Raw genomic sequence first — 17,860 nt, 5'->3', positions numbered from 1 at the left:
CAGGCACGCATGCCGCACTCTCCCGGGGGAGACCCCCGGACCCCCACGAGGGTGCTCGTGGTCGACGACGAGCCGCAGATCGTCCGCGCCCTCGTGATCAACCTCAAGGCACGCAAGTACGACGTGGACGCCGCCCCGGACGGAGCCACCGCGCTCCAGCTCGCCGCCGCCCGCCACCCCGACGTGATCGTGCTCGACCTCGGTCTGCCCGACATGGACGGGGTCGAGGTCATCAGGGGCCTGCGCGGCTGGACGCGCGTGCCGATCCTGGTGCTCTCGGCGCGGCACAGCTCGGACGAGAAGGTCGAGGCGCTCGACGCGGGCGCCGACGACTACGTCACCAAGCCCTTCGGCATGGACGAGCTCCTGGCCCGGCTGCGCGCCTCCATCCGCAGGGCGGAGCCCATCGGGGCGGGCGAGGACGACGTGATGGTGGACACGGAGGACTTCACGGTCGACCTGGCCGCGAAGAAGGTCAACCGCGCCGGACGTGACGTACGCCTGACACCCACCGAATGGCATCTGCTGGAAGTTCTGGTCCGCAACACCGGACGCCTGGTCAGCCAGAAGCAGCTGCTCCAGGAGGTGTGGGGCCCTTCGTACGGCACGGAGACGAACTACCTGCGCGTCTACATGGCGCAGCTGCGCCGCAAGCTGGAGGCGGATCCGGCGCATCCGCGGCACTTCATCACCGAGCCGGGGATGGGTTACAGGTTCGAGCGATGAGTAAAGAGTCGCGGGGTGGCTGAGCGGGCATAAGCACAGATGAGCGCACCCATTGCGGCGCTGTCGGTGACCCCCGGTACGCTTCTTGTATGAGTGCTGTTCCTGGTTCAGAGAAGCCGGCAGGCCGCTTCCGGCGCATGCTCGACCGGCTGTCCTCCTCCCAGGAGGATCTGGAGTCGGAGGAGCTGCGCGAAGACGCGGAAACGGCGGGGTGCACCCGCATCGGAGACTGCCACGACCGCCAGATAGTCACGGTTACTGGTACCTTGCGCACGGTCACCCTGCGACCACGCGCCGGCGTCCCCGCCCTGGAGGCGGAGCTGTTCGACGGCTCCGCGGCGCTGGACGTGGTGTGGCTCGGCAGGCGCTCCATAGTGGGGATAGAACCGGGGCGCAAGCTGATCGCGTCCGGCCGGATCTCGTTGAGCCGCGGCCGCCGGGTGCTCTTCAACCCGAAATACGAACTCAGACCCCTCGGACGGGAGTAGCCGGTGACGTCCCTCGACAAGCCGACGGACCAGGGAACCACGGATCAGGAAGCCGATTCCAGGGCCGTGACCGAGGCCGCGCTCTTCGAGGCCTTCGGCGGCGTGCGGGGCATGGTGGAGACCGTTGTCCCGGGCCTCCTCTTCGTGACGATCTTCACGCTCAACAAGGACCTGCACATGTCGGCCATCGCGGCCCTCGCGGTGTCTCTGGTGCTCGTGGTGGTCCGCCTGGTCATGAAGGACACCGTCAAGCACGCCTTCAGCGGCGTTTTCGGCGTCGCCTTCGGCGTGGTCTTCGCGATGATGACGGGCAACGCCAAGGACTTCTACCTCCCGGGCATGCTCTACACTCTGGGCCTCGCCCTCGCGTACATCATCACGACCCTCGCGGGCGCCCCCCTGATCGGCCTGATCCTCGGCCCGGTCTTCAAGGAGAACCTCTCCTGGCGCACCCGCAACCCAGGACGCAAGAAGGCGTACGCGAAGGCCAGTTGGGCCTGGGGCCTGATCCTGCTCGCCAAGTGCGCGGTCCTCTTCCCGCTCTACTGGTGGGCGGACACGACCCAGTTCGGCTGGGTCCTGATCGCCCTGAAGATCCCGCCGTTCCTGCTCGCCGTCTGGCTGACCTGGGTCTTCCTCGCGAAGGCGCCGCCGCCGATCGACGTCTTCGCCGAGATGGAAGCGGAGGACGAGCGCAAGGCCGCCGCCAAGCGCGAGGTCTAGCCGCAGCTGGAACAGATAGGGGCGCCCGGAAGACTCCGGGCGCCCCTATCTGCGTACAAGCGAGCGCGGCGACTAGCTCGTCGCGCCTTCCCTGCGTACCGACAGCAGGTCCTCCAGCTGCTCCTCGCGCGCCTGCGCGGCCACGAAGAGGAGTTCGTCGCCGGCCTCCAGCGAGTCGTCCGGGGTCGGCGCGAGAACGCGCGTGCCGCGGATGATCGTGACCAGCGAGGTGTCCTCGGGCCACTCCACATCGCTGACCTGCGTGCCCGCGAGCGCCGACTCGGGCGGCAGCGTCAGCTCGACGAGGTTCGCGTCGCCGTGGCTGAAGCGAAGCAGCCGGACGAGATCGCCGACGCTCACCGCCTCCTCGACGAGCGCGGACATCAGGCGCGGGGTCGAGACGGCGACGTCGACGCCCCAGGACTCGTTGAAGAGCCATTCGTTCTTGGGGTTGTTCACGCGGGCGACGACCCGCGGGACGCCGTACTCCGTCTTCGCGAGCAGCGAGACGACGAGGTTGACCTTGTCGTCGCCGGTCGCGGCGATCACCACGTTGCAGCGCTGGAGCGCCGCCTCGTCGAGCGAGGTGATCTCGCAGGCGTCGGCGAGGAGCCACTCCGCCTGCGGGACGCGCTCGACCGAGATGGCCGTCGGCGCCTTGTCGATGAGCAGAATCTCGTGCCCGTTCTCCAGGAGCTCACCGGCGATGGAACGACCCACCGCGCCGGCTCCGGCAATGGCGACCCTCATCACTGACCGCCTTCCTCGGGGCCTTCGGCGAACGCCGCTTCGACCTTCTCGACCTCGTCGGTGCGCATCATCACGTGCACCAGGTCGCCCTCCTGGAGCACCGTCTGGGAGGTCGGCAGGACCGCCTCGCCCAGCCGGGTGAGGAAGGCGACGCGGACGCCGGTCTCCTCCTGGAGCTCGCTGATCTTGTGGCCGATCCAGGACGAGGACGTGTGCACCTCGGCGAGCTGCACACCGCCGGTGGGGTCGCGCCACAGCGGCTCGGCGCCGGAAGGCAGCAGCCTGCGCAGCATCTGGTCGGCGGTCCAGCGGACCGTGGCGACGGTGGGGATGCCCAGGCGCTGGTAGACCTCGGCTCGGCGCGGGTCGTAGATGCGGGCCGCGACGTTCTCGATGCCGAACATCTCGCGGGCCACGCGGGCGGCGATGATGTTCGAGTTGTCGCCACTGCTGACCGCGGCGAAGGCCCCCGCTTCCTCGATGCCGGCTTCGCGCAGGGTGTCCTGGTCGAAGCCGATGCCGGTGACGCGACGGCCGCCGAAGCCGGAGCCCAGACGGCGGAAGGCGGTGGGGTCCTGGTCGATCACGGCGACCGTGTGCCCCTGTTGTTCCAGGGTTTGCGCGAGAGCCGATCCGACTCTCCCGCAGCCCATGATGACGATGTGCACGCCCGTCCTTCCGGCTGTGTCAATACTTTTTGCTCAGGCTGAACGGTAAAAGCGTCTCAGACCGACGCCCAAGCTACACACGCGCGGTCCGTGGAGGGCACCCCCGTGCACCTGCCGGTCCTGGCGGACTCGGCGCGGTCTCGGCGCGGACTCAGTCCACGCTGCGCAGGAGCCCCTCGACGGACTTGAGCCGGTAGCCGAGCTCGACGATCTGCAGCCGCGCCGCCTCCTGCTCGGACCTGGCGCGTTCGACGACCTCGCGGTACTGCTCCATCGCCTCGGCCCACTGGCGGTCGCGCTCGCGATTCCGCTGCGACTGGAAGTAGGCGACCGACACGACCGCGCCGGCGAGTATCAGGAAGAAGGCAACCGGAATGATCACGTCGTCCACTAGGACGTCCCCTTTGCTGAGTGCTGTCCGTCATCACCCGTCTGGCCCTGCCGGACGGCCGCGACGATCGTATCCACGTTCAACCGCACGTCGAACGGCGTCAGTTCGAAGTACTTGAGCGCCTTGCCGTCGTCGGAGAGTTCCAGGCGGCCGACGACGAGACCTGCCTTCTCCATACGTTCGAGATGCATGTAGAGCAGGGGGCGGGAGACCCCGAGGCGCCGGGCCAGTTCGCTGACGTACAGCTGGCCGGAGGCGAGCTCCGTGATGATCCGGAGGCGCTGCGCGTGGCCGACGGCCGCGAGAAAGGCGAGTAGCTCCTCGCTGTCCATGGCCCGCCTTCGTGCTGGTCCCGAAACCTGTCAGCCAAGGCTTACGCATGACGGGTTCCACTGTCAATCCGCTTCCTCGCGCCCTTGAATGACAGTTGACGGCTCGTTCCTTCACCTGTCAGTCTCCACTTACACATGAAGGGCGAAGGGGTGGGGTTGGCATGAGTAAGAGAACCGTGACGGTGCGCGTGGCGAGATGGAGCGCGCTGAATCCATGGCGGGCGATCACCGGCTGGCTGCTGTTCGTGGTGCTGTGCCTCGGCGGCGGGATCGCCGCGGGGATGAACAGTGCGACCGCTGAGGACTTCCGCGTCGGCGAGGCGGGAAGGGCCGAGGCCCTGGCGACGGAGGGCGGCGTCCAGCCGCGGTCCACGGAACACGTGCTGATCCGGGCCGCTTCGGGCCCGCTGGACAAGGCGGCGGCCGATGCCGCGGTCAAGGACGTCACCGCCCGGATGAAGGCGCTGCCGGAGGTCGCATCGGTCGCGACCCCGGTGCGCTCCGCCGACGGGCGCGTCCTGCGGGTCCAGGTGGAGCTGAACGGCTCCGAACAGGACGACCAGGAGAACGTGCCGCCGCTCCAGGCCCAGACCGAACAGGCCGCGAAGGCCCATCCGGGTCTGGTGATCGAGGAGACCGGCGACGCCTCCGTGAGTAAGGGCGTCGACGACCAGCGCGACAAGGACCTGCAGTTCTCCGAGGCGATCACGCTGCCCGTCACGCTGATCACGCTGGCCGTGGTCTTCGGCTCGGTGGTCATGGTCGGCGTACCGCTGCTGCTCGCCGTCACCTCGATCATGGCGACCATGGGCCTGGCGATGCTGGCCTCGCACCTGCTGCCCGACACCGGCGTGGGCATGAGCATGATCCTGCTCATCGGCATGGCCGTCGGCGTCGACTACACGCTCTTCTACCTCAAGCGCGAACGCGAGGAGAGGGCCCGGGCGGGCGGCCGCCTCACCTCCGAGGCGCTCGTCGAGGCCGCCGCCGCGACGGCGGGCCGCGCGATCGTGGTCTCGGGACTCGCCGTGATCGTCTCCACCACCGCGCTCTTCCTGGCCCGTGACGTCATCTTCGACTCGCTCGCGACCGGCACCATCCTGGTCGTCGCCGTGGCCATGGTCAGCTCGGTGACGGTGCTGCCCGCCCTCCTGGTCAAGCTCGGACGCCGGGCCGAACGGCGGGCGGCGGGGCGCCTGGCGCGGGGCAAGTCCGTACGCCCGTACGGCGAGAAGAAGCCGGGGCGCGCCTGGAACGCCCTGCTCACGCCCGCCCGCAAGCGCCCCGCGCTCACCCTGTGCCTCGCGGTCCTCGCCATGCTGGGGCTCGCGCTGCCCGCGCTGAACATGAACCTCAAGAACCCGGCACGGGACAGCTTCTCGCGCGACATCGAGGCGATGCAGGGGTACGACAGGCTGCTCAAGGACTTCCCGGAGTTGCGCGTCCGGCATCTGGTCGTGGTGCGGGCCGAGGCCTCGCAGGCCGGCGACGTGCGGGAGGCCCTGACGGCGCTTGACCGCGAGGCGAAGGCTGACCCGCTCTTCTCGCACCCCTCAGGCGCTCCGGTCCTCCGCTCCTCGGAGGACCGGAGGACCACCACCCTGGAGCTGAACACCTCACACCCCACGTACTCCAAGAAGGCCGAGGACTCGCTCCGCCACCTGCGCGCCGGCCATCTCCGCGCCACCGTCGGCAAGTTGCCCGGCGCCGAGACGGCCGTCACCGGCGAGGTGGCGCGCGGCATGGACTACGTGGAGCACCAGAACCAGAAGCTGCCGCTCGTGCTCGGCTTCCTGCTCCTGATGACCTTCGCCATGACGGTCTACGCCTTCCGCTCCGTCGTCCTCGGACTGCTCAGCGCCGCCCTCAACCTGCTCTCCGCCGCCTCCGCGCTCGGACTGCTCGTACTCGTCTTCCAGGGCGACTGGGCCGAGGGCCTGCTCTCCTTCGTCTCGCTCGGCGGCATCTCCTCGCGCGTCCCGCTCTTCCTCTTCGTGATCCTCTTCGGGCTCTCGATGGACTATCAGGTCTTCGTGGTCAGCCGGATCCGGGAGGCCGCGCTGAACGGCGTACCCACCCGGCAGGCGGTCATCGAGGGCATCGGCTCCTCGGCCAAGGTCGTCACCAGCGCCGCGATCGTCATGGTCACCGTCTTCGCGAGCTTCGTGATGCTGCACATCCTGGAGATGAAGCAGATGGGCTTCGTCCTCGCGGCGGCCGTACTGCTCGACGCGTTCGTGATCCGCGTCATGATCCTGCCCGCGGCGCTGCTCCTCCTCGGGCGCGCCACCTGGTGGCCCTCGGGTGCGATCCGCCGCGCGGAGGAGCAGGTCGCGGCTCGGCGGACGGCGCGGCAGACGGCGCGTCACGCGGCGCCCGTGAGTGCCGAGGAGCGTCCGTTTTCCCGTCACTCCGCAGGGCGCGGGATCTCACGGAACGGATAACTGGAGCAGTTGGGGGGTGGGGAGTGGGCGGGCGCCCATTCGAACGCTTACGATCCTCTGCGTGTCCAAACTGACCGACGTGCCCAAACGGATCCTCATCGGGCGCGCACTGCGCAGCGACCGGCTCGGAGAGACTCTCCTGCCGAAGCGCATCGCTCTACCCGTGTTCGCGTCCGACCCGCTCTCCTCCGTGGCCTACGCACCGGGGGAAGTGCTCCTAGTCCTCTCGATCGCGGGTGTGTCGGCGTACCACTTCAGCCCCTGGATCGCTGTCGCGGTCGTCGTGCTGATGTTCACCGTCGTCGCGTCGTACCGGCAGAACGTGCACGCCTATCCGAGCGGTGGCGGCGACTACGAAGTCGCCACCACCAACCTCGGCCCCAAGGCGGGACTCACCGTGGCGAGCGCCCTGCTCGTCGACTACGTCCTGACCGTGGCGGTGTCGATCTCCTCCGGCATCGAGAACCTCGGCTCGGCGGTCCCGTTCGTCGTCGAGCACAAGGTGCTCTGCGCCGTCGCTGTCATCGTGCTCCTTACGCTGATGAACCTGCGCGGCGTGAAGGAGTCCGGCAAGCTCTTCGCCATCCCGACGTACGTCTTCGTGGCCGGCGTCTTCATCATGATCGCGTGGGGTGCCTTCCGGGGCATCGTCCTCGACGAGACGATGAAGGCGCCCACCGCGGACTACGAGATCAAACCCGAGCACCAGGGCCTCGCCGGCTTCGCGCTGGTGTTCCTCCTCCTACGGGCCTTCTCCTCCGGCTGTGCCGCCCTCACCGGCGTCGAGGCGATCAGCAACGGCGTCCCGGCCTTCCGCAAGCCCAAGAGCAAGAACGCGGCGAGCACCCTGGCCCTGATGGGCGCCCTGGCCGTCACCATGTTCTGCGGCATCATCGCGCTTGCCATGACGACCAAGGTCCGCATGGCCGAGTACCCGGGCAAGGACCTGTTCCACAACGGCGTCCCGGTCGGCGTGGACTACGTCCAGAACCCGGTCATCTCCCAGGTCGCCGAGGCGGTCTTCGGCAACGGCAGCTTCCTGTTCATCGTGCTCGCCGCGGCCACCGCGCTTGTCCTGTTCCTCGCGGCCAACACCGCGTACAACGGCTTCCCGCTGCTCGGCTCCATCCTCGCCCAGGACCGCTACCTGCCCCGCCAGCTGCACACCCGCGGCGACCGGCTCGCCTTCTCCAACGGCATCGTGCTGCTCGCGGGCGCCGCGGCCCTCCTCGTCGTCATCTACGGCGCGGACTCGACCCGCCTCATCCAGCTCTACATCGTCGGCGTCTTCGTCTCCTTCACGCTCAGCCAGATCGGCATGGTCCGGCACTGGAACCGCCATCTGCGCAGCGAGAAGGACCAGGCCAAGCGCCGCCACATGCTCCGCTCGCGGGCGATCAACACCTTCGGCGCCTTCTTCACGGGCCTCGTCCTGATCGTCGTACTCGTCACGAAGTTCACGCACGGCGCCTGGGTCGCGCTGCTCGGCATGGTGATCTTCTACGCGACGATGACGGCGATCCGCCGCCACTACGACCGCGTGGCCGAGGAGATCGCCGCCCCCGAGACGCCGTCCGACGACAGCGTGCGCCCTTCCCGGGTGCACTCCATCGTCCTGGTCTCCAAGATCCACCGGCCGACGCTCCGTGCCCTGGCCTATGCCAAGCTGATGCGCTCGGACACCCTTGAGGCGCTCAGCATCAACGTCGATCCGGTGGAGACCAAGGCGCTCAAGGTCGAGTGGGAGCGGCGCGGCATCACGGTGCCGCTGAAGATCCTCGACTCGCCCTATCGCGAGATCACCCGGCCGATCATCGAGTACGTGAAGAACCTGCGCCGGGAGAGCCCGCGCGAGGTCATCAGCGTGATCATCCCCGAGTACGTGGTGGGCCACTGGTACGAGCACCTGCTCCACAACCAGAGCGCGCTCAGGCTCAAGGGCCGCCTGCTCTTCACGCCGGGCGTGATGGTGACCTCGGTCCCGTACCAGCTGGACTCCTCCGAGGCCGCCAAGAAGCGCGCCCGCAAGCGTTCGGAGTGGAACGCGCCGGGTGCGGTGCGCAGGGGCCCCGTGGAGAAGCGCGCGAAGGAGACGAGCAACGGCAGGGGCAACAAGTCCTGACGGTCGCGCTGTGCGTTCCCTGTGGTTGGTGAGCGGCCGGACGACACCCACGTAGACTGGTGGGCTGTAGTCCGGCCGTTCCCGTTCGGCCGATCCCCTTTTACGTTGTGGAGTCACCCCGCCATGCAGGCAGATCCGAAGAATTCGCAGGCGGGGAACGTGCAGGAGGACTCGCTCTCGCAGGAGAACTCGCTCGTCGGCAAGGAGTACGAGGTCGAGGTCGGCCCCGTGGCCCACGGCGGCCACTGCGTCGCCCGCACGGCAGAGGGCCGGGTGCTGTTCGTCCGCCACACGCTCCCCGGCGAGAAGGTCATCGCGCGCGTGACGGACGGCGACGAGGACTCCCGCTTTCTGCGCGCGGACGCGGTGACGGTCCTCGACCCCTCCAAGGACCGGGTCGAGGCCCCCTGCCCCTACGCGGGTCCCGGCCGCTGCGGCGGCTGCGACTGGCAGCACGCGAAGCCGGGAGCCCAGCGCCGTCTCAAGGGCGAGGTCATCACCGAGCAGCTGCAGCGGCTGGCGGGGCTGACCCCCGAGGAGGCCGGATGGGACGGCACGGTCGTCCCGGCCGAGGGCGACAAGCTGCCCCCGGGTGAGGTCCCGGCCTGGCGTACGCGCTTGCAGTACGCGGTCGACCCCGACGGCAACGCGGGTCTGCGCCGCCACCGCTCGCACGAGGTCGAGCCGATCGAGCACTGCATGATCGCCGCTCCCGGGGTCTCCGAGCTGGGCATCGAGAAGCACGACTGGTCCGGCATGGAGTCGGTCGAGGCGATCGCGGCCACGGGCTCCCAGGACCGCCAGGTGATCCTGGAACCGAAGCCGGGCGCCCGCCTCCCGCTGGTGGAGCTGGACAAGCCGGTTTCAGTCCTCCGGGTCGCCGAACAGGACGGCGGCATCCACCGCGTCCACGGCCGCCCCTTCGTCCGCGAGCGCGCCGACAACCGCACGTACCGCGTCGGCAACGGCGGCTTCTGGCAGGTCCACCCGAAGGCGGCGGACACCCTGATGCTCGCCGTCATGCAGGGCCTCACGCCCCGCAAGGGCGACACGGCCCTCGACCTCTACTGCGGCGTCGGCCTCTTCGCGGGCGCGCTGGCCGACCGCGTGGGCGACAAGGGTGCGGTCGTCGGCATCGAGTCCGGCAAGCGAGCGGTGGAGGACGCCCGCCACAACCTTGCCGCCTTCGACCGCGTCCGCATCGAACAGGGCAAGGTCGAGGCGACCCTGCCGCGCACCGGCATCACGGAGGTAGACCTCATCGTCCTCGACCCGCCCCGCGCGGGCGCGGGAAAGCAGACGGTGAAGCACCTGACGAAGCTGGGGGCGCGGAGGATCGCGTACGTGGCGTGCGATCCGGCCGCGCTGGCACGGGACTTGGGGTACTTCCGGGACGGTGGGTACCGGGTGCGGTCTCTGCGGGCGTTCGATCTGTTTCCGATGACGCATCATGTGGAGTGCGTGGCGATTCTTGAGCCGGTGAAGAAGGACGACTGACCTGCGCTCGGGTGCTGTGCGCCGCTGGCGCGGGGTGCCGAACTGACCGGCGTTGATCAGCCATGGGCATCGGTACCCGCGACCATCCACTGTCACGGTTGCGGGCGCTCGCCTGGTTCAAGGAGCGCTGAACGTCCCACGGGCAGGGGCGTCCTTGACAAGCCAAGGCGTAAGTGGAGCGCCCCGCCCGGAACTTGGTCCGGCGGGGCGCTCGTGGGTGCGGCAGCGTCAGCCTTGGGTCGCGTACGAGACGAAGCTCTGCCACGTCTCAGCGGTGACGGCAAGCTGCGGGCTCTGCCGCAGCTTTGAATCCCGGACATGCACAGCCTCGGGGCATGTGGCCACCTCGACGCAGTCGCCTTGGCTGCCGCTGCTGTAGCTGGACTTGTGCCAGGAGAGGGCTACTTCGACGCAGTCGTCGCCGTCGGAGCCGCTGTAGCTGCTCTTGAACCAGGCCAGTTCGGACATGCTCATAGCGCTCCTCGCATCCGCTTCAACAGGCCCTTGGAGTCCTCGGGGGTGAGGGCCTGTGAACGCAGTCTCGCATAGCGCTGGAGCATGATGCTGACCTCTTTGGGGTCCGCGATCAGCAGGCCACCGCGCTGCCCTTCGGCGTAGCCGTACCACCTGTTCTCGGAGGTCTCCAGCACCCGCAATGGCCCGTCGAACCCCGCATGATCCGGCTGCAACAGCGGCATGACCTGCAACTCCACGTTGAACTGCCCCGCGCGCTCCAGCAGATGGCCGAGCAGCTCCCGCGTCGCCTCTGGCCCGCCGGTCCGACGCTCGATCAGCGCCTGCTCGATGATGAAACTGAACGTGATCGGCGGCCGTCGCTCGAAGAGCTTCTGGCGTTCCAGGCGGGCTACCACCTGCTGGTCGACCTGCTCGTCATCCTTCACTGGAGGCACGCTGACGGTCACCGCCCTTGCGTACGCCTCCGTCTGCAACAGACCTGGAATGACCCGGCATTCGTAGGTCCAAAGAGTGACCGCCTCCGCCTCCAGCCGCGCCCACTGCCGGAACCAACTGGCAAGCCCCGGCTGCCGCGACAGATGCCGCGCCGCGCCCCGCAGCGCCCCGAACGCGTCCAGCGCCTCCTCCGCCCGCTCCACAAAATCCGGCTGCGGAAAGCGGCGGCCCTGTTCGATCTTGGCGACCGTCTGGACCGAGTACGGGACCAGTTCCGCGAACTCCTCCTGCGTGAGGCCTGCCCGTTTGCGGAAGGCCTTGAGGACCTCGCCGAATGTCCTGAGGCTGTCCGACACCTCCGGCTCGCTGCCGCCCGGCGACCCGCCCGTACCGTCCGTCATGCGAGGACCCCTCCCGTACGCCTGCCCCGCGAACCACTTCCGACCCGGTCATGGTTACGGTCCGTGGCCGCCCCTGTCTACCCTCCGTGCTCGTACTCTCACTCAGAGTGCTAGTCGCTGACCTGGTGCGCGAGGCTCGCGGGCGGCCACTTTGGGGCAATGACGCCGACCCCCGCCCCCCAAATCCCGGTTACCGTACGCGTGTTCACCCAGCGGTTCAGTTCCACTCCACGAGGGGCCCGTCTCGCCCGCCATCTCGCCCTGCATCGGCTGGACGTCTGGGGCATCCCGTACGGCTGCGACTCCTCGGACACCGCAGCGCTGCTGGTAGCCGAACTCGCAGCCAACGCCGTCACCCATGGCCGCGTGGCCGGGCGGGACTTCGAATTGAGGTTGAGTCTCGACGCCCGCACGCTTCGGATCGACGTATCGGACGCCCGCGGTGAATGCCGCCCGGTCGGGCCAGGCGCGCTCACGGCTCCGGCAGGAGGGGCGGAGGGCGGTCGGGGGCTGCTTCTCGTCGAGGCGCTGGCCGACCGGTGGGCGGTGCTGGACCGGCTGCCCGTCGGCAAGACCGTCCGCGCCGAACTGGACTTGCCATCGGAGGACAACGGGACGATCTCCACCGCGCTGTTCCGCTTCAAGGGGCCCTTCGGTGCGCACTAAGTAGCCACGGGCGCACCCTCAGCGGCCCTGGTCGCTCGGTTCGTCCGCGCCGAGATAGGCGAGGACCGCCCGGACCCGGCGGTTGGTGTCGTTGTCGGTGGCGAGGCCGAGCTTGGCGAAGATCGTCGTCGTGTACTTACTGATGGCGCCCTCGCTCAGGAACAGCCGGGCCGCGATCGCCGTGTTGGAGAGGCCTTCGGCCATCAGCGCGAGCACCGAGCGTTCCCGCTCGGTGAGCGTGGCGAGCGGGTCCGCCCGCTTGGGGCGGCCGAGGAGTTTCGCCACCACGGTCGGGTCGAGTGCCGTGCCGCCCTCGGCGACGCGGCCCAGCGCGTCCATGAACTGACCGGCGTCCAGGACGCGGTCCTTGAGCTGGTAGCCGATGCCGCCGTGCCCGTCGGCGAGGAGTTCGCGCGCGTACAGCTGTTCCACGTGCTGGGAGAGGATGAGTACGGGCAGCCCGGGAATCTCCCGGCGGGCGGCGAGAGCGGCCTGAAGTCCCTCGTCGGAGAACGTCGGCGGCAGCCGGACGTCGACGATCGCCGCGTCAGGACGCAGGGTGAGCAGCGCGTCGAGCGTGGCGGGGCCGGTGTCGACCGCCGCGACCACGGTGTGCCCGTGCGCCTCGACGATGCGGACCATCCCGTCGCGGAGCAGGAAGAGGTCTTCGGCTACGACAACGCGCACGGCACCGCCACGGTGATCCGAGTAGGTCCCCCAGCGGGGCTTTCGACTTCCAGACGGCCGCTGAAGGCCGCCATCCTGCGCTCGATCCCGCGCAGCCCGGAGCCCGCCGACGCGACGGCTCCGCCGATCCCGTCGTCGGTCACCGTCGCGGTGAGCAGCTGCTGCGCGTAGACGAATTCGACGTTCACCCGCGAGGCCCCGGCATGCTTGGCGACATTCGCCATCAGCTCGGCGACGGCGAAGTAGACCGCCGACTCGACGGGACGCTCGACCCGGGAGGGGACCGTGCTGTGCACGGAGATCTCGACCGGGGCGTCGAGTGCCAGGGCGCGGACGGCGTCCACCAGGCCGCGCTCGGCGAGCACGGGCGGATTGATGCCGCGTACCAGTGAGCGCAACTCGGCGAGCGCGGTCGCGGACGCCGTACGGGCTTCGGCGAGGATCGCCTTCGCGGCGGCGGGATCGGTGTCGACGAGCTGCTCGGCGGCGCCCACCGACATGCCCATGGCCAGCAGCCGGGCCTGGGTGCCGTCGTGCAAGTCCCGCTCGATGCGCTCCAGTTCGACCGCCTGGGTCAGGGTCAGGTCCGCCTGGATGGCTTCGAGCTCCTCCACCCGCCTGCCGAGCCACGAGCGCGGGATCGGCCCGAGGAACCGACGCGCCACGGGCCCCAAGATCCGCCAGGCGAACGGGGCGCCGGCCAGACTCGCGACGATCGGGACGACGCCGTACCCGATGAGGTCCGGTGTCAGCGCCATGTACACGCCGCCGACGAGCCCGAGCAGCGGCAGGGCCGCGACCGGCAGCACCGTCACACCGGCGATCAGGCCCCACAGCCCGTCCCAGTGCAGTTGCGGGTCGTGGAAGCGGGCGTGCACCCCGGCCCTGCGGCGTGCTTCGCGCTCGGAGCGGTGGTACTCGTGGCCGTCCCACCAGTAGCCCGTCGACATGCGGCTGACCTGGGGAATGGCGCGGTACGTCACTTCGAGTCGTACGCCGAGCCAGCGTTCCGCGCAGCCGCGTGCGGCCTTGGCGAGGGGGCGGCTGGTCGGTGGGTGCACGATCCAGACGGCGATGGTGATCCACAGGATCACCATCAAGACCTGCCCGACGGTCACCAGCGCCCGGACGGCCGGCGGCGCGCTCAGGCCCTCGGACCAGGAGCTGACCACTTGGGAGCCGCCGATCCCGACGCCCAGGCAGACAGCCGGCATCAGCCACGTCAGCCCGGTCAGTACCGCGGACCGGTACAACCCACGCACGATCTCGACGATCACGGGTGGCGGACGCTCACCGCGGTGGTGACCAGGCCCTGGCGGACGGTCCACCGCCCCTCGAAGTGCCCGAGCCGCCGGGTGCCCACCAGGGGGCCGGGGACGAGGAGTTCGGCACGGAAGCTGCCGTACGACGCCGTCGCGGGGTCCACGTGGAGGGCGATGTCCGCTTCCTCGAAGCCGAGCCACTTCCCCGTCAGCGGGAACCACGCCTTGTAGACGGACTCCTTCGCGCTGAACAGCAGCCGGTCCCAGTGGACGGCGGGGTGCCGGGCGGCGAGGAGGTCCAGGCGCTCCCGTTCGGCGGGGAGCGCCACGGTGTGCAGGACATCGTCCGGGAGCGGGCCGTGGGGTTCGGCGTCTATGCCGAGGGAGGCCAGGTCGGTGGCGCGGACCAGGGCGGCGGCGCGGTAGCCGTCACAGTGGGTCATGCTGCCGAGCAGTCCGTCCGGCCACTGCGGGGCGCCGCGCTCACCGGGCAGTACGGGCTGGGGCGGCACGCCGAGCTTCTCCATGGCACGGCGGGCGCAGGTGCGCGCGGCGGTGAACTCGCGGCGCCGCTTGACCACCGCCCGTGCGATCACGGCCTGTTCCGCGGGGTAGAGCGGTCCCTGGTCTGCGTCGTCGTCGCCGTAGGACTCCACGACCACCACCGCGTCCGGAAGCAGTTCCTCGATCACCGGCCGAGTCCTTCCACCGGCAGGATGCGGCGCGGAATGCCGGGCGGATCGGGCCGCTTGCGCCACTCGCGGGGATAGCCCACCGACACCTCCTCGAAGCGGACCCCTTCGTGCCAGGTCGTACGCGGGATGTGGAGATGGCCGTACACCATGGCGGCCACGCGGAACCGGCGGTGCCAGTCGGCGGTCAGCTCAGTGCCGCACCACATGGCGAACTCCGGGTACCAAAGGACGTCCGTGGGATGGCGGTCCAGTGGGTAGTGGTTGACGAGGACCGTGGGCAAGTCGTCGGGGAGCTCGGCCAGTCGGCGTTCGGTCGCGGCCACCCGGTCCCGGCACCAGGCCTCGCGGCTCGGGTAGGGGTCGGGGTGCAGCAGATATTCGTCGTTGCAGACGACGCCGGTCTTGTACGCGTAGGCGAGCCCCGCGTCCTTGGTGGTGTGGCCGGCCGGCAGGAAGCTGTAGTCGTACAGGAGGAACAGCGGTGCCACGGCGACCGGGCCGCCGGGGCCGTCCCAGACCGGGTAGGGGTCCTCGGGGGTGATCACGCCCAAGTCGCGGCAGTTCTCGACGAGATGCTCGTAGCGGGCGACGCCGCGCAGGGTGACGGCGTCTTTCGGATGGGTCCACAGTTCGTGGTTGCCGGGAGCCCACACGACCTTGCGGAAGCGGCTCGCGAGGGTCTTGAGGGCCCAGTCGATATCGGCCACGGTCTCGGCGACGTCACCGGCCACGATCAGCCAGTCGTCGTCGGAGCCGGGCACCATGCGCTCGACCAGAGCACGGTTCTCGGCGTAACTGATGTGCAGGTCGCTGATGGCAAGCAGCTGCCCCGTACCGTCGTCCATCGTTGTGTCCCCCTCGCCCCGCCCGCACACACGTCGGATGTCACGAGAACACATTCCGGCGTGCCCGGACAAGGGAGTTCCAGTGCGCTCCAGTCCACCGCCGTACCGCGAAAGGCCCTGCTGTCAGGAAGCCTTGGGGAAGACGGCGCGCAGTGCGGCGACCTTGAGGACGACCGCGGCATGCACGAGGCCCAGGGCGGACACTCCCTGCATCACGGCGAACCACGCCGGGCAGAGGCCGGGGATCAGGTCTACGCCGATGATCGCGATCGGCAGGATGACGGTGAGCGTGCTCAGACGCTCGTACGCCTGACGTGATCCCTTGGAGACGTCGACGGCCATCCGGTGGATCAGCACGGTGACCGCGAGCAGGATCGCGGAGCGGACCCACATGAACGACGACACCGACTGGCCGCCGATCGCCATCACGGCGACCGTGGCGAGGATGATGGCGCTGACGGTGCCGTAGAGCACGATGCTCTTCTTGAGCGTGTCGAGGGCGTCCTGGGCCTGCGGGGTGGCGAGCTGCGCTTCTTCGACGCCGGTCGCAGCGGGCTCGGCGGGCTTGTCGGGCTCGGCGGTCTTGGTGGTCTTTCCCATGGCTTTCCCTGCCTCCGTCTCGATGTGATGCCGACGCTACGGAGCGCGTGAGGGGGCGCGGTATGGGTCTGAACGTACGACTGAGTGGGTCCAGACCCACCACCCCACCACCGGCGACGCGCGTCGCACGGCGCTCGCGGGTGTGCCCCACAAGAGCGCGGGTATGCGACGCGTATGAACGCGGGGAAGACGACGGTCCAGGCGCAGGCGGGGTACGCCCATCACGGCAACGCCCCGGTGGACGCGAGGGACCTGCGGACCACGGTGGCCCTGGAGGGTGACGGCCCTTGCATCGCGCGGGCCCGGCACCTCGCCGCGGACTTTCTGGCCGGCGTGCAGGCCGAGCTCGGCCTGCCGGTCTACCGTCGCGCGCTGGACGTCACCCAGCTGGTGGTCAGTGAACTGGTCACCAACGCGTGCAAGTACGCGCCGGGCCCGATCCTGATGGAGCTGGGGATCTCCGACGCACTGGTCGAGGTGAACATCTGGGACTCCAACCCGGCTCTGCCGCTGGCCCGGCCCGCGAACGCCGACCGCATCGGCAGGCATGGCCTGGAGATCGTCACGGCGCTCGCCCGGAGCGTCGAGGCCCGGCGCGAGCCGGTCGGCAAGCGCATCATCGTGGGCATCGCTCTCACGGACGATGCCCACGATGATCCGGACGCTGCGGACGCTCCGGGTGCTTTGATCACTCCCGATGATCCGGACGGGGCAGCACCCGCGTAGCCGCGGTGGCCGTCCGCGCTTCCTCGACCATCGCGGGTCCCCAGGGCGCCGGTCCCGACCCCTCTGCCCAGGCGGTGAGCGCATCGCCGTCCACGCAGCGGATACCGCATGCCGCGGCGTACTCCTGGGCCGGTTCCGTGAACTGGCCGGTCGTCACGACCGCCGCGAGCTGAGCTCCGTGCACCGTCCAGCAGGTGCCGCCGAAGCGTTGGAGGTCCTGGGAGCCGACCTTGTTCGAAGCGCCGTACTGCTTGCACTGCACGACGACGCGCCGTCCGTCGGGCGCGGTCGCCAGGATGTCGGCGCCGAGGTCACCGGCGCCCCCGACGACCTCGACATCCAGGCAGCCGTCCCGTTCGCACAGCGCGGCGACGGCGGCCTCGAAACCATCGGGGTCGGTGGATCCGTCCCACACCGGAGGGGCGGGGACGACGTCCACCCGCGCCGTCTCGGCTATCTCGCGGTCGGCATCGGCCATCCCCGCACGGGCGGCGCGGCGCAGCTCCCGGGCCCTCGGCATCGCGCGGAACAGGGTGTAGAGCACGGGAATGGCCAGCAGCCCGACGAGTACGGCAGCCGGCGGATGCGCCCCGGCCCAGTGAGCGAAGCGCAGGAAGAGCAGCACGGCGGCGCCGAGCAGTACGCCGACCAACGCGAGGGCGACGACCGGCCCGCGCAGTGACTCCGCGGCTTTCGGGCGGCCGGTGTCACTCTTGGTCTCCCGCATCAGCACTGGGCCTCCTCGACGTCGTTACGAATCTCTTCGTACGACTGAGTGCCCCGAACGAGGCGATCCATGATCGACTCGGCGTACCGCAGGAGACAGCGGGAACTCGGCCCGGGGAACGCGGTCTTGTGGACGCAAGGCCGCAGGAGGAGGGTGGTGCCGAGTGCGGCGCACGCCTGCGGCTTCGTCCGACGCCGG

At 69.5% G+C, this 17,860-nt stretch carries 20 protein-coding genes; 8 read left to right on the top strand and 12 right to left on the bottom strand.

Features of this window, described 5'->3' with window-relative positions; genetic code table 11:
- Positions 1 to 9: 9 nt before the first annotated feature.
- The 3 genes from ACGFX9_RS31845 (at position 10) to ACGFX9_RS31835 (ending at position 1,937) form a co-directional block, all read left to right on the top strand.
- On the top strand, positions 10 to 726 hold the full coding sequence (locus ACGFX9_RS31845; RefSeq protein WP_393481330.1) for a response regulator: 717 nt from the start codon (positions 10 to 12) through the stop codon (positions 724 to 726).
- 89 nt (positions 727 to 815) lie between these two features.
- Positions 816 to 1,214, top strand: a complete 399-nt coding sequence (locus tag ACGFX9_RS31840) for an OB-fold nucleic acid binding domain-containing protein (protein ID WP_393480784.1) — start codon at positions 816 to 818, stop codon at positions 1,212 to 1,214.
- A 3-nt stretch (positions 1,215 to 1,217) separates the two neighbouring features.
- Positions 1,218 to 1,937, top strand: coding sequence for a DUF3159 domain-containing protein (locus ACGFX9_RS31835; RefSeq protein WP_393480781.1), 720 nt, complete (start codon positions 1,218 to 1,220; stop codon positions 1,935 to 1,937).
- Between the two features lie 72 nt (positions 1,938 to 2,009).
- Here ACGFX9_RS31835 and ACGFX9_RS31830 read toward each other — a convergent pair whose 3' ends face one another.
- The 4 genes from ACGFX9_RS31830 to ACGFX9_RS31815 all read right to left on the bottom strand — a co-directional run bounded on the left by ACGFX9_RS31830 (position 2,010) and on the right by ACGFX9_RS31815 (position 4,078).
- Positions 2,010 to 2,687, bottom strand: coding sequence for a potassium channel family protein (locus tag ACGFX9_RS31830; protein ID WP_393480777.1), 678 nt, complete (start codon positions 2,685 to 2,687; stop codon positions 2,010 to 2,012).
- Entirely contained in the window at positions 2,687 to 3,355 is a 669-nt protein-coding gene (locus ACGFX9_RS31825; RefSeq protein WP_393480774.1) for a potassium channel family protein, read from the bottom strand. Before ACGFX9_RS31825 ends, ACGFX9_RS31830 begins: the two co-directional genes overlap by 1 nt.
- A 151-nt stretch (positions 3,356 to 3,506) precedes the next feature.
- Positions 3,507 to 3,746, bottom strand: coding sequence for a hypothetical protein (locus ACGFX9_RS31820; RefSeq protein ID WP_393480770.1), 240 nt, complete (start codon positions 3,744 to 3,746; stop codon positions 3,507 to 3,509).
- A complete protein-coding gene (locus tag ACGFX9_RS31815) occupies positions 3,746 to 4,078 on the bottom strand; it encodes an ArsR/SmtB family transcription factor (RefSeq protein WP_393480765.1) in 333 nt (110 codons plus the stop codon). Before ACGFX9_RS31815 ends, ACGFX9_RS31820 begins: the two co-directional genes overlap by 1 nt.
- A 161-nt stretch (positions 4,079 to 4,239) precedes the next feature.
- On the opposite strand from ACGFX9_RS31815, the gene ACGFX9_RS31810 reads away from it, so the two are divergent.
- The 3 genes from ACGFX9_RS31810 (at position 4,240) to ACGFX9_RS31800 (ending at position 10,141) form a co-directional block, all read left to right on the top strand.
- Entirely contained in the window at positions 4,240 to 6,522 is a 2,283-nt protein-coding gene (locus tag ACGFX9_RS31810; RefSeq protein ID WP_393480760.1) for an MMPL family transporter, read from the top strand.
- A 61-nt stretch (positions 6,523 to 6,583) separates the two neighbouring features.
- Positions 6,584 to 8,644 carry an APC family permease gene (locus tag ACGFX9_RS31805; protein ID WP_393480756.1) on the top strand — a complete coding sequence of 687 codons (2,061 nt, stop codon included), beginning with the start codon at positions 6,584 to 6,586 and terminating at the stop codon, positions 8,642 to 8,644.
- 123 nt (positions 8,645 to 8,767) lie between these two features.
- Complete coding sequence (locus ACGFX9_RS31800) at positions 8,768 to 10,141, top strand: class I SAM-dependent RNA methyltransferase (RefSeq protein ID WP_393480753.1); 1,374 nt, start codon at positions 8,768 to 8,770, stop codon at positions 10,139 to 10,141.
- A 228-nt stretch (positions 10,142 to 10,369) separates the two neighbouring features.
- Here ACGFX9_RS31800 and ACGFX9_RS31795 read toward each other — a convergent pair whose 3' ends face one another.
- Together ACGFX9_RS31795 and ACGFX9_RS31790 are read right to left on the bottom strand one after the other, a co-directional pair.
- Positions 10,370 to 10,615: a DUF397 domain-containing protein gene (locus ACGFX9_RS31795; protein WP_393480750.1), complete on the bottom strand. Its 246-nt coding sequence runs from the start codon at positions 10,613 to 10,615 to the stop codon at positions 10,370 to 10,372.
- Positions 10,612 to 11,454: a helix-turn-helix domain-containing protein gene (locus ACGFX9_RS31790; protein ID WP_393480746.1), complete on the bottom strand. Its 843-nt coding sequence runs from the start codon at positions 11,452 to 11,454 to the stop codon at positions 10,612 to 10,614. Before ACGFX9_RS31790 ends, ACGFX9_RS31795 begins: the two co-directional genes overlap by 4 nt.
- Before the next feature lie 159 nt (positions 11,455 to 11,613).
- On the opposite strand from ACGFX9_RS31790, the gene ACGFX9_RS31785 reads away from it, so the two are divergent.
- Positions 11,614 to 12,120: an ATP-binding protein gene (locus ACGFX9_RS31785; protein WP_393480743.1), complete on the top strand. Its 507-nt coding sequence runs from the start codon at positions 11,614 to 11,616 to the stop codon at positions 12,118 to 12,120.
- 18 nt (positions 12,121 to 12,138) lie between these two features.
- Here ACGFX9_RS31785 and ACGFX9_RS31780 read toward each other — a convergent pair whose 3' ends face one another.
- From ACGFX9_RS31780 to ACGFX9_RS31760, 5 genes are all read right to left on the bottom strand, one after another.
- A complete protein-coding gene (locus tag ACGFX9_RS31780) occupies positions 12,139 to 12,807 on the bottom strand; it encodes a LuxR C-terminal-related transcriptional regulator (RefSeq protein WP_393480738.1) in 669 nt (222 codons plus the stop codon).
- On the bottom strand, positions 12,792 to 14,069 hold the full coding sequence (locus ACGFX9_RS31775) for a sensor histidine kinase (RefSeq protein ID WP_393480734.1): 1,278 nt from the start codon (positions 14,067 to 14,069) through the stop codon (positions 12,792 to 12,794). The genes ACGFX9_RS31780 and ACGFX9_RS31775 overlap by 16 nt, the downstream gene beginning before the upstream one ends.
- Positions 14,070 to 14,080: 11 nt before the next feature.
- A complete protein-coding gene (locus tag ACGFX9_RS31770) occupies positions 14,081 to 14,761 on the bottom strand; it encodes a 4'-phosphopantetheinyl transferase (RefSeq protein ID WP_393480729.1) in 681 nt (226 codons plus the stop codon).
- Positions 14,758 to 15,609: a metallophosphoesterase family protein gene (locus tag ACGFX9_RS31765; protein ID WP_393480724.1), complete on the bottom strand. Its 852-nt coding sequence runs from the start codon at positions 15,607 to 15,609 to the stop codon at positions 14,758 to 14,760. Before ACGFX9_RS31765 ends, ACGFX9_RS31770 begins: the two co-directional genes overlap by 4 nt.
- Before the next feature lie 123 nt (positions 15,610 to 15,732).
- A complete protein-coding gene (locus ACGFX9_RS31760; RefSeq protein WP_393480720.1) occupies positions 15,733 to 16,209 on the bottom strand; it encodes a hypothetical protein in 477 nt (158 codons plus the stop codon).
- 174 nt (positions 16,210 to 16,383) lie between these two features.
- Here ACGFX9_RS31760 and ACGFX9_RS31755 point away from each other — a divergent pair, with 174 nt between their 5' ends.
- The gene (locus ACGFX9_RS31755) at positions 16,384 to 16,935 is read left to right on the top strand and encodes an ATP-binding protein (protein ID WP_393480716.1); all 552 of its coding nucleotides are present in this window, start codon (positions 16,384 to 16,386) and stop codon (positions 16,933 to 16,935) included.
- On the opposite strand, the gene ACGFX9_RS31750 is transcribed toward ACGFX9_RS31755, so the two are convergent.
- Entirely contained in the window at positions 16,898 to 17,662 is a 765-nt protein-coding gene (locus ACGFX9_RS31750; RefSeq protein ID WP_393480713.1) for a restriction endonuclease, read from the bottom strand. The genes ACGFX9_RS31755 and ACGFX9_RS31750 overlap by 38 nt on opposite strands.
- Positions 17,663 to 17,860: the final 198 nt, after the last annotated feature.

This window comes from Streptomyces sp. NPDC048436 (assembly GCF_043200355.1).
In the GTDB taxonomy this organism is placed as follows: domain Bacteria; phylum Actinomycetota; class Actinomycetes; order Streptomycetales; family Streptomycetaceae; genus Streptomyces.
The sequence above is the reverse complement of the archived record's forward strand: the minus strand, read 5'-3'. Positions and strand labels throughout refer to the sequence as shown.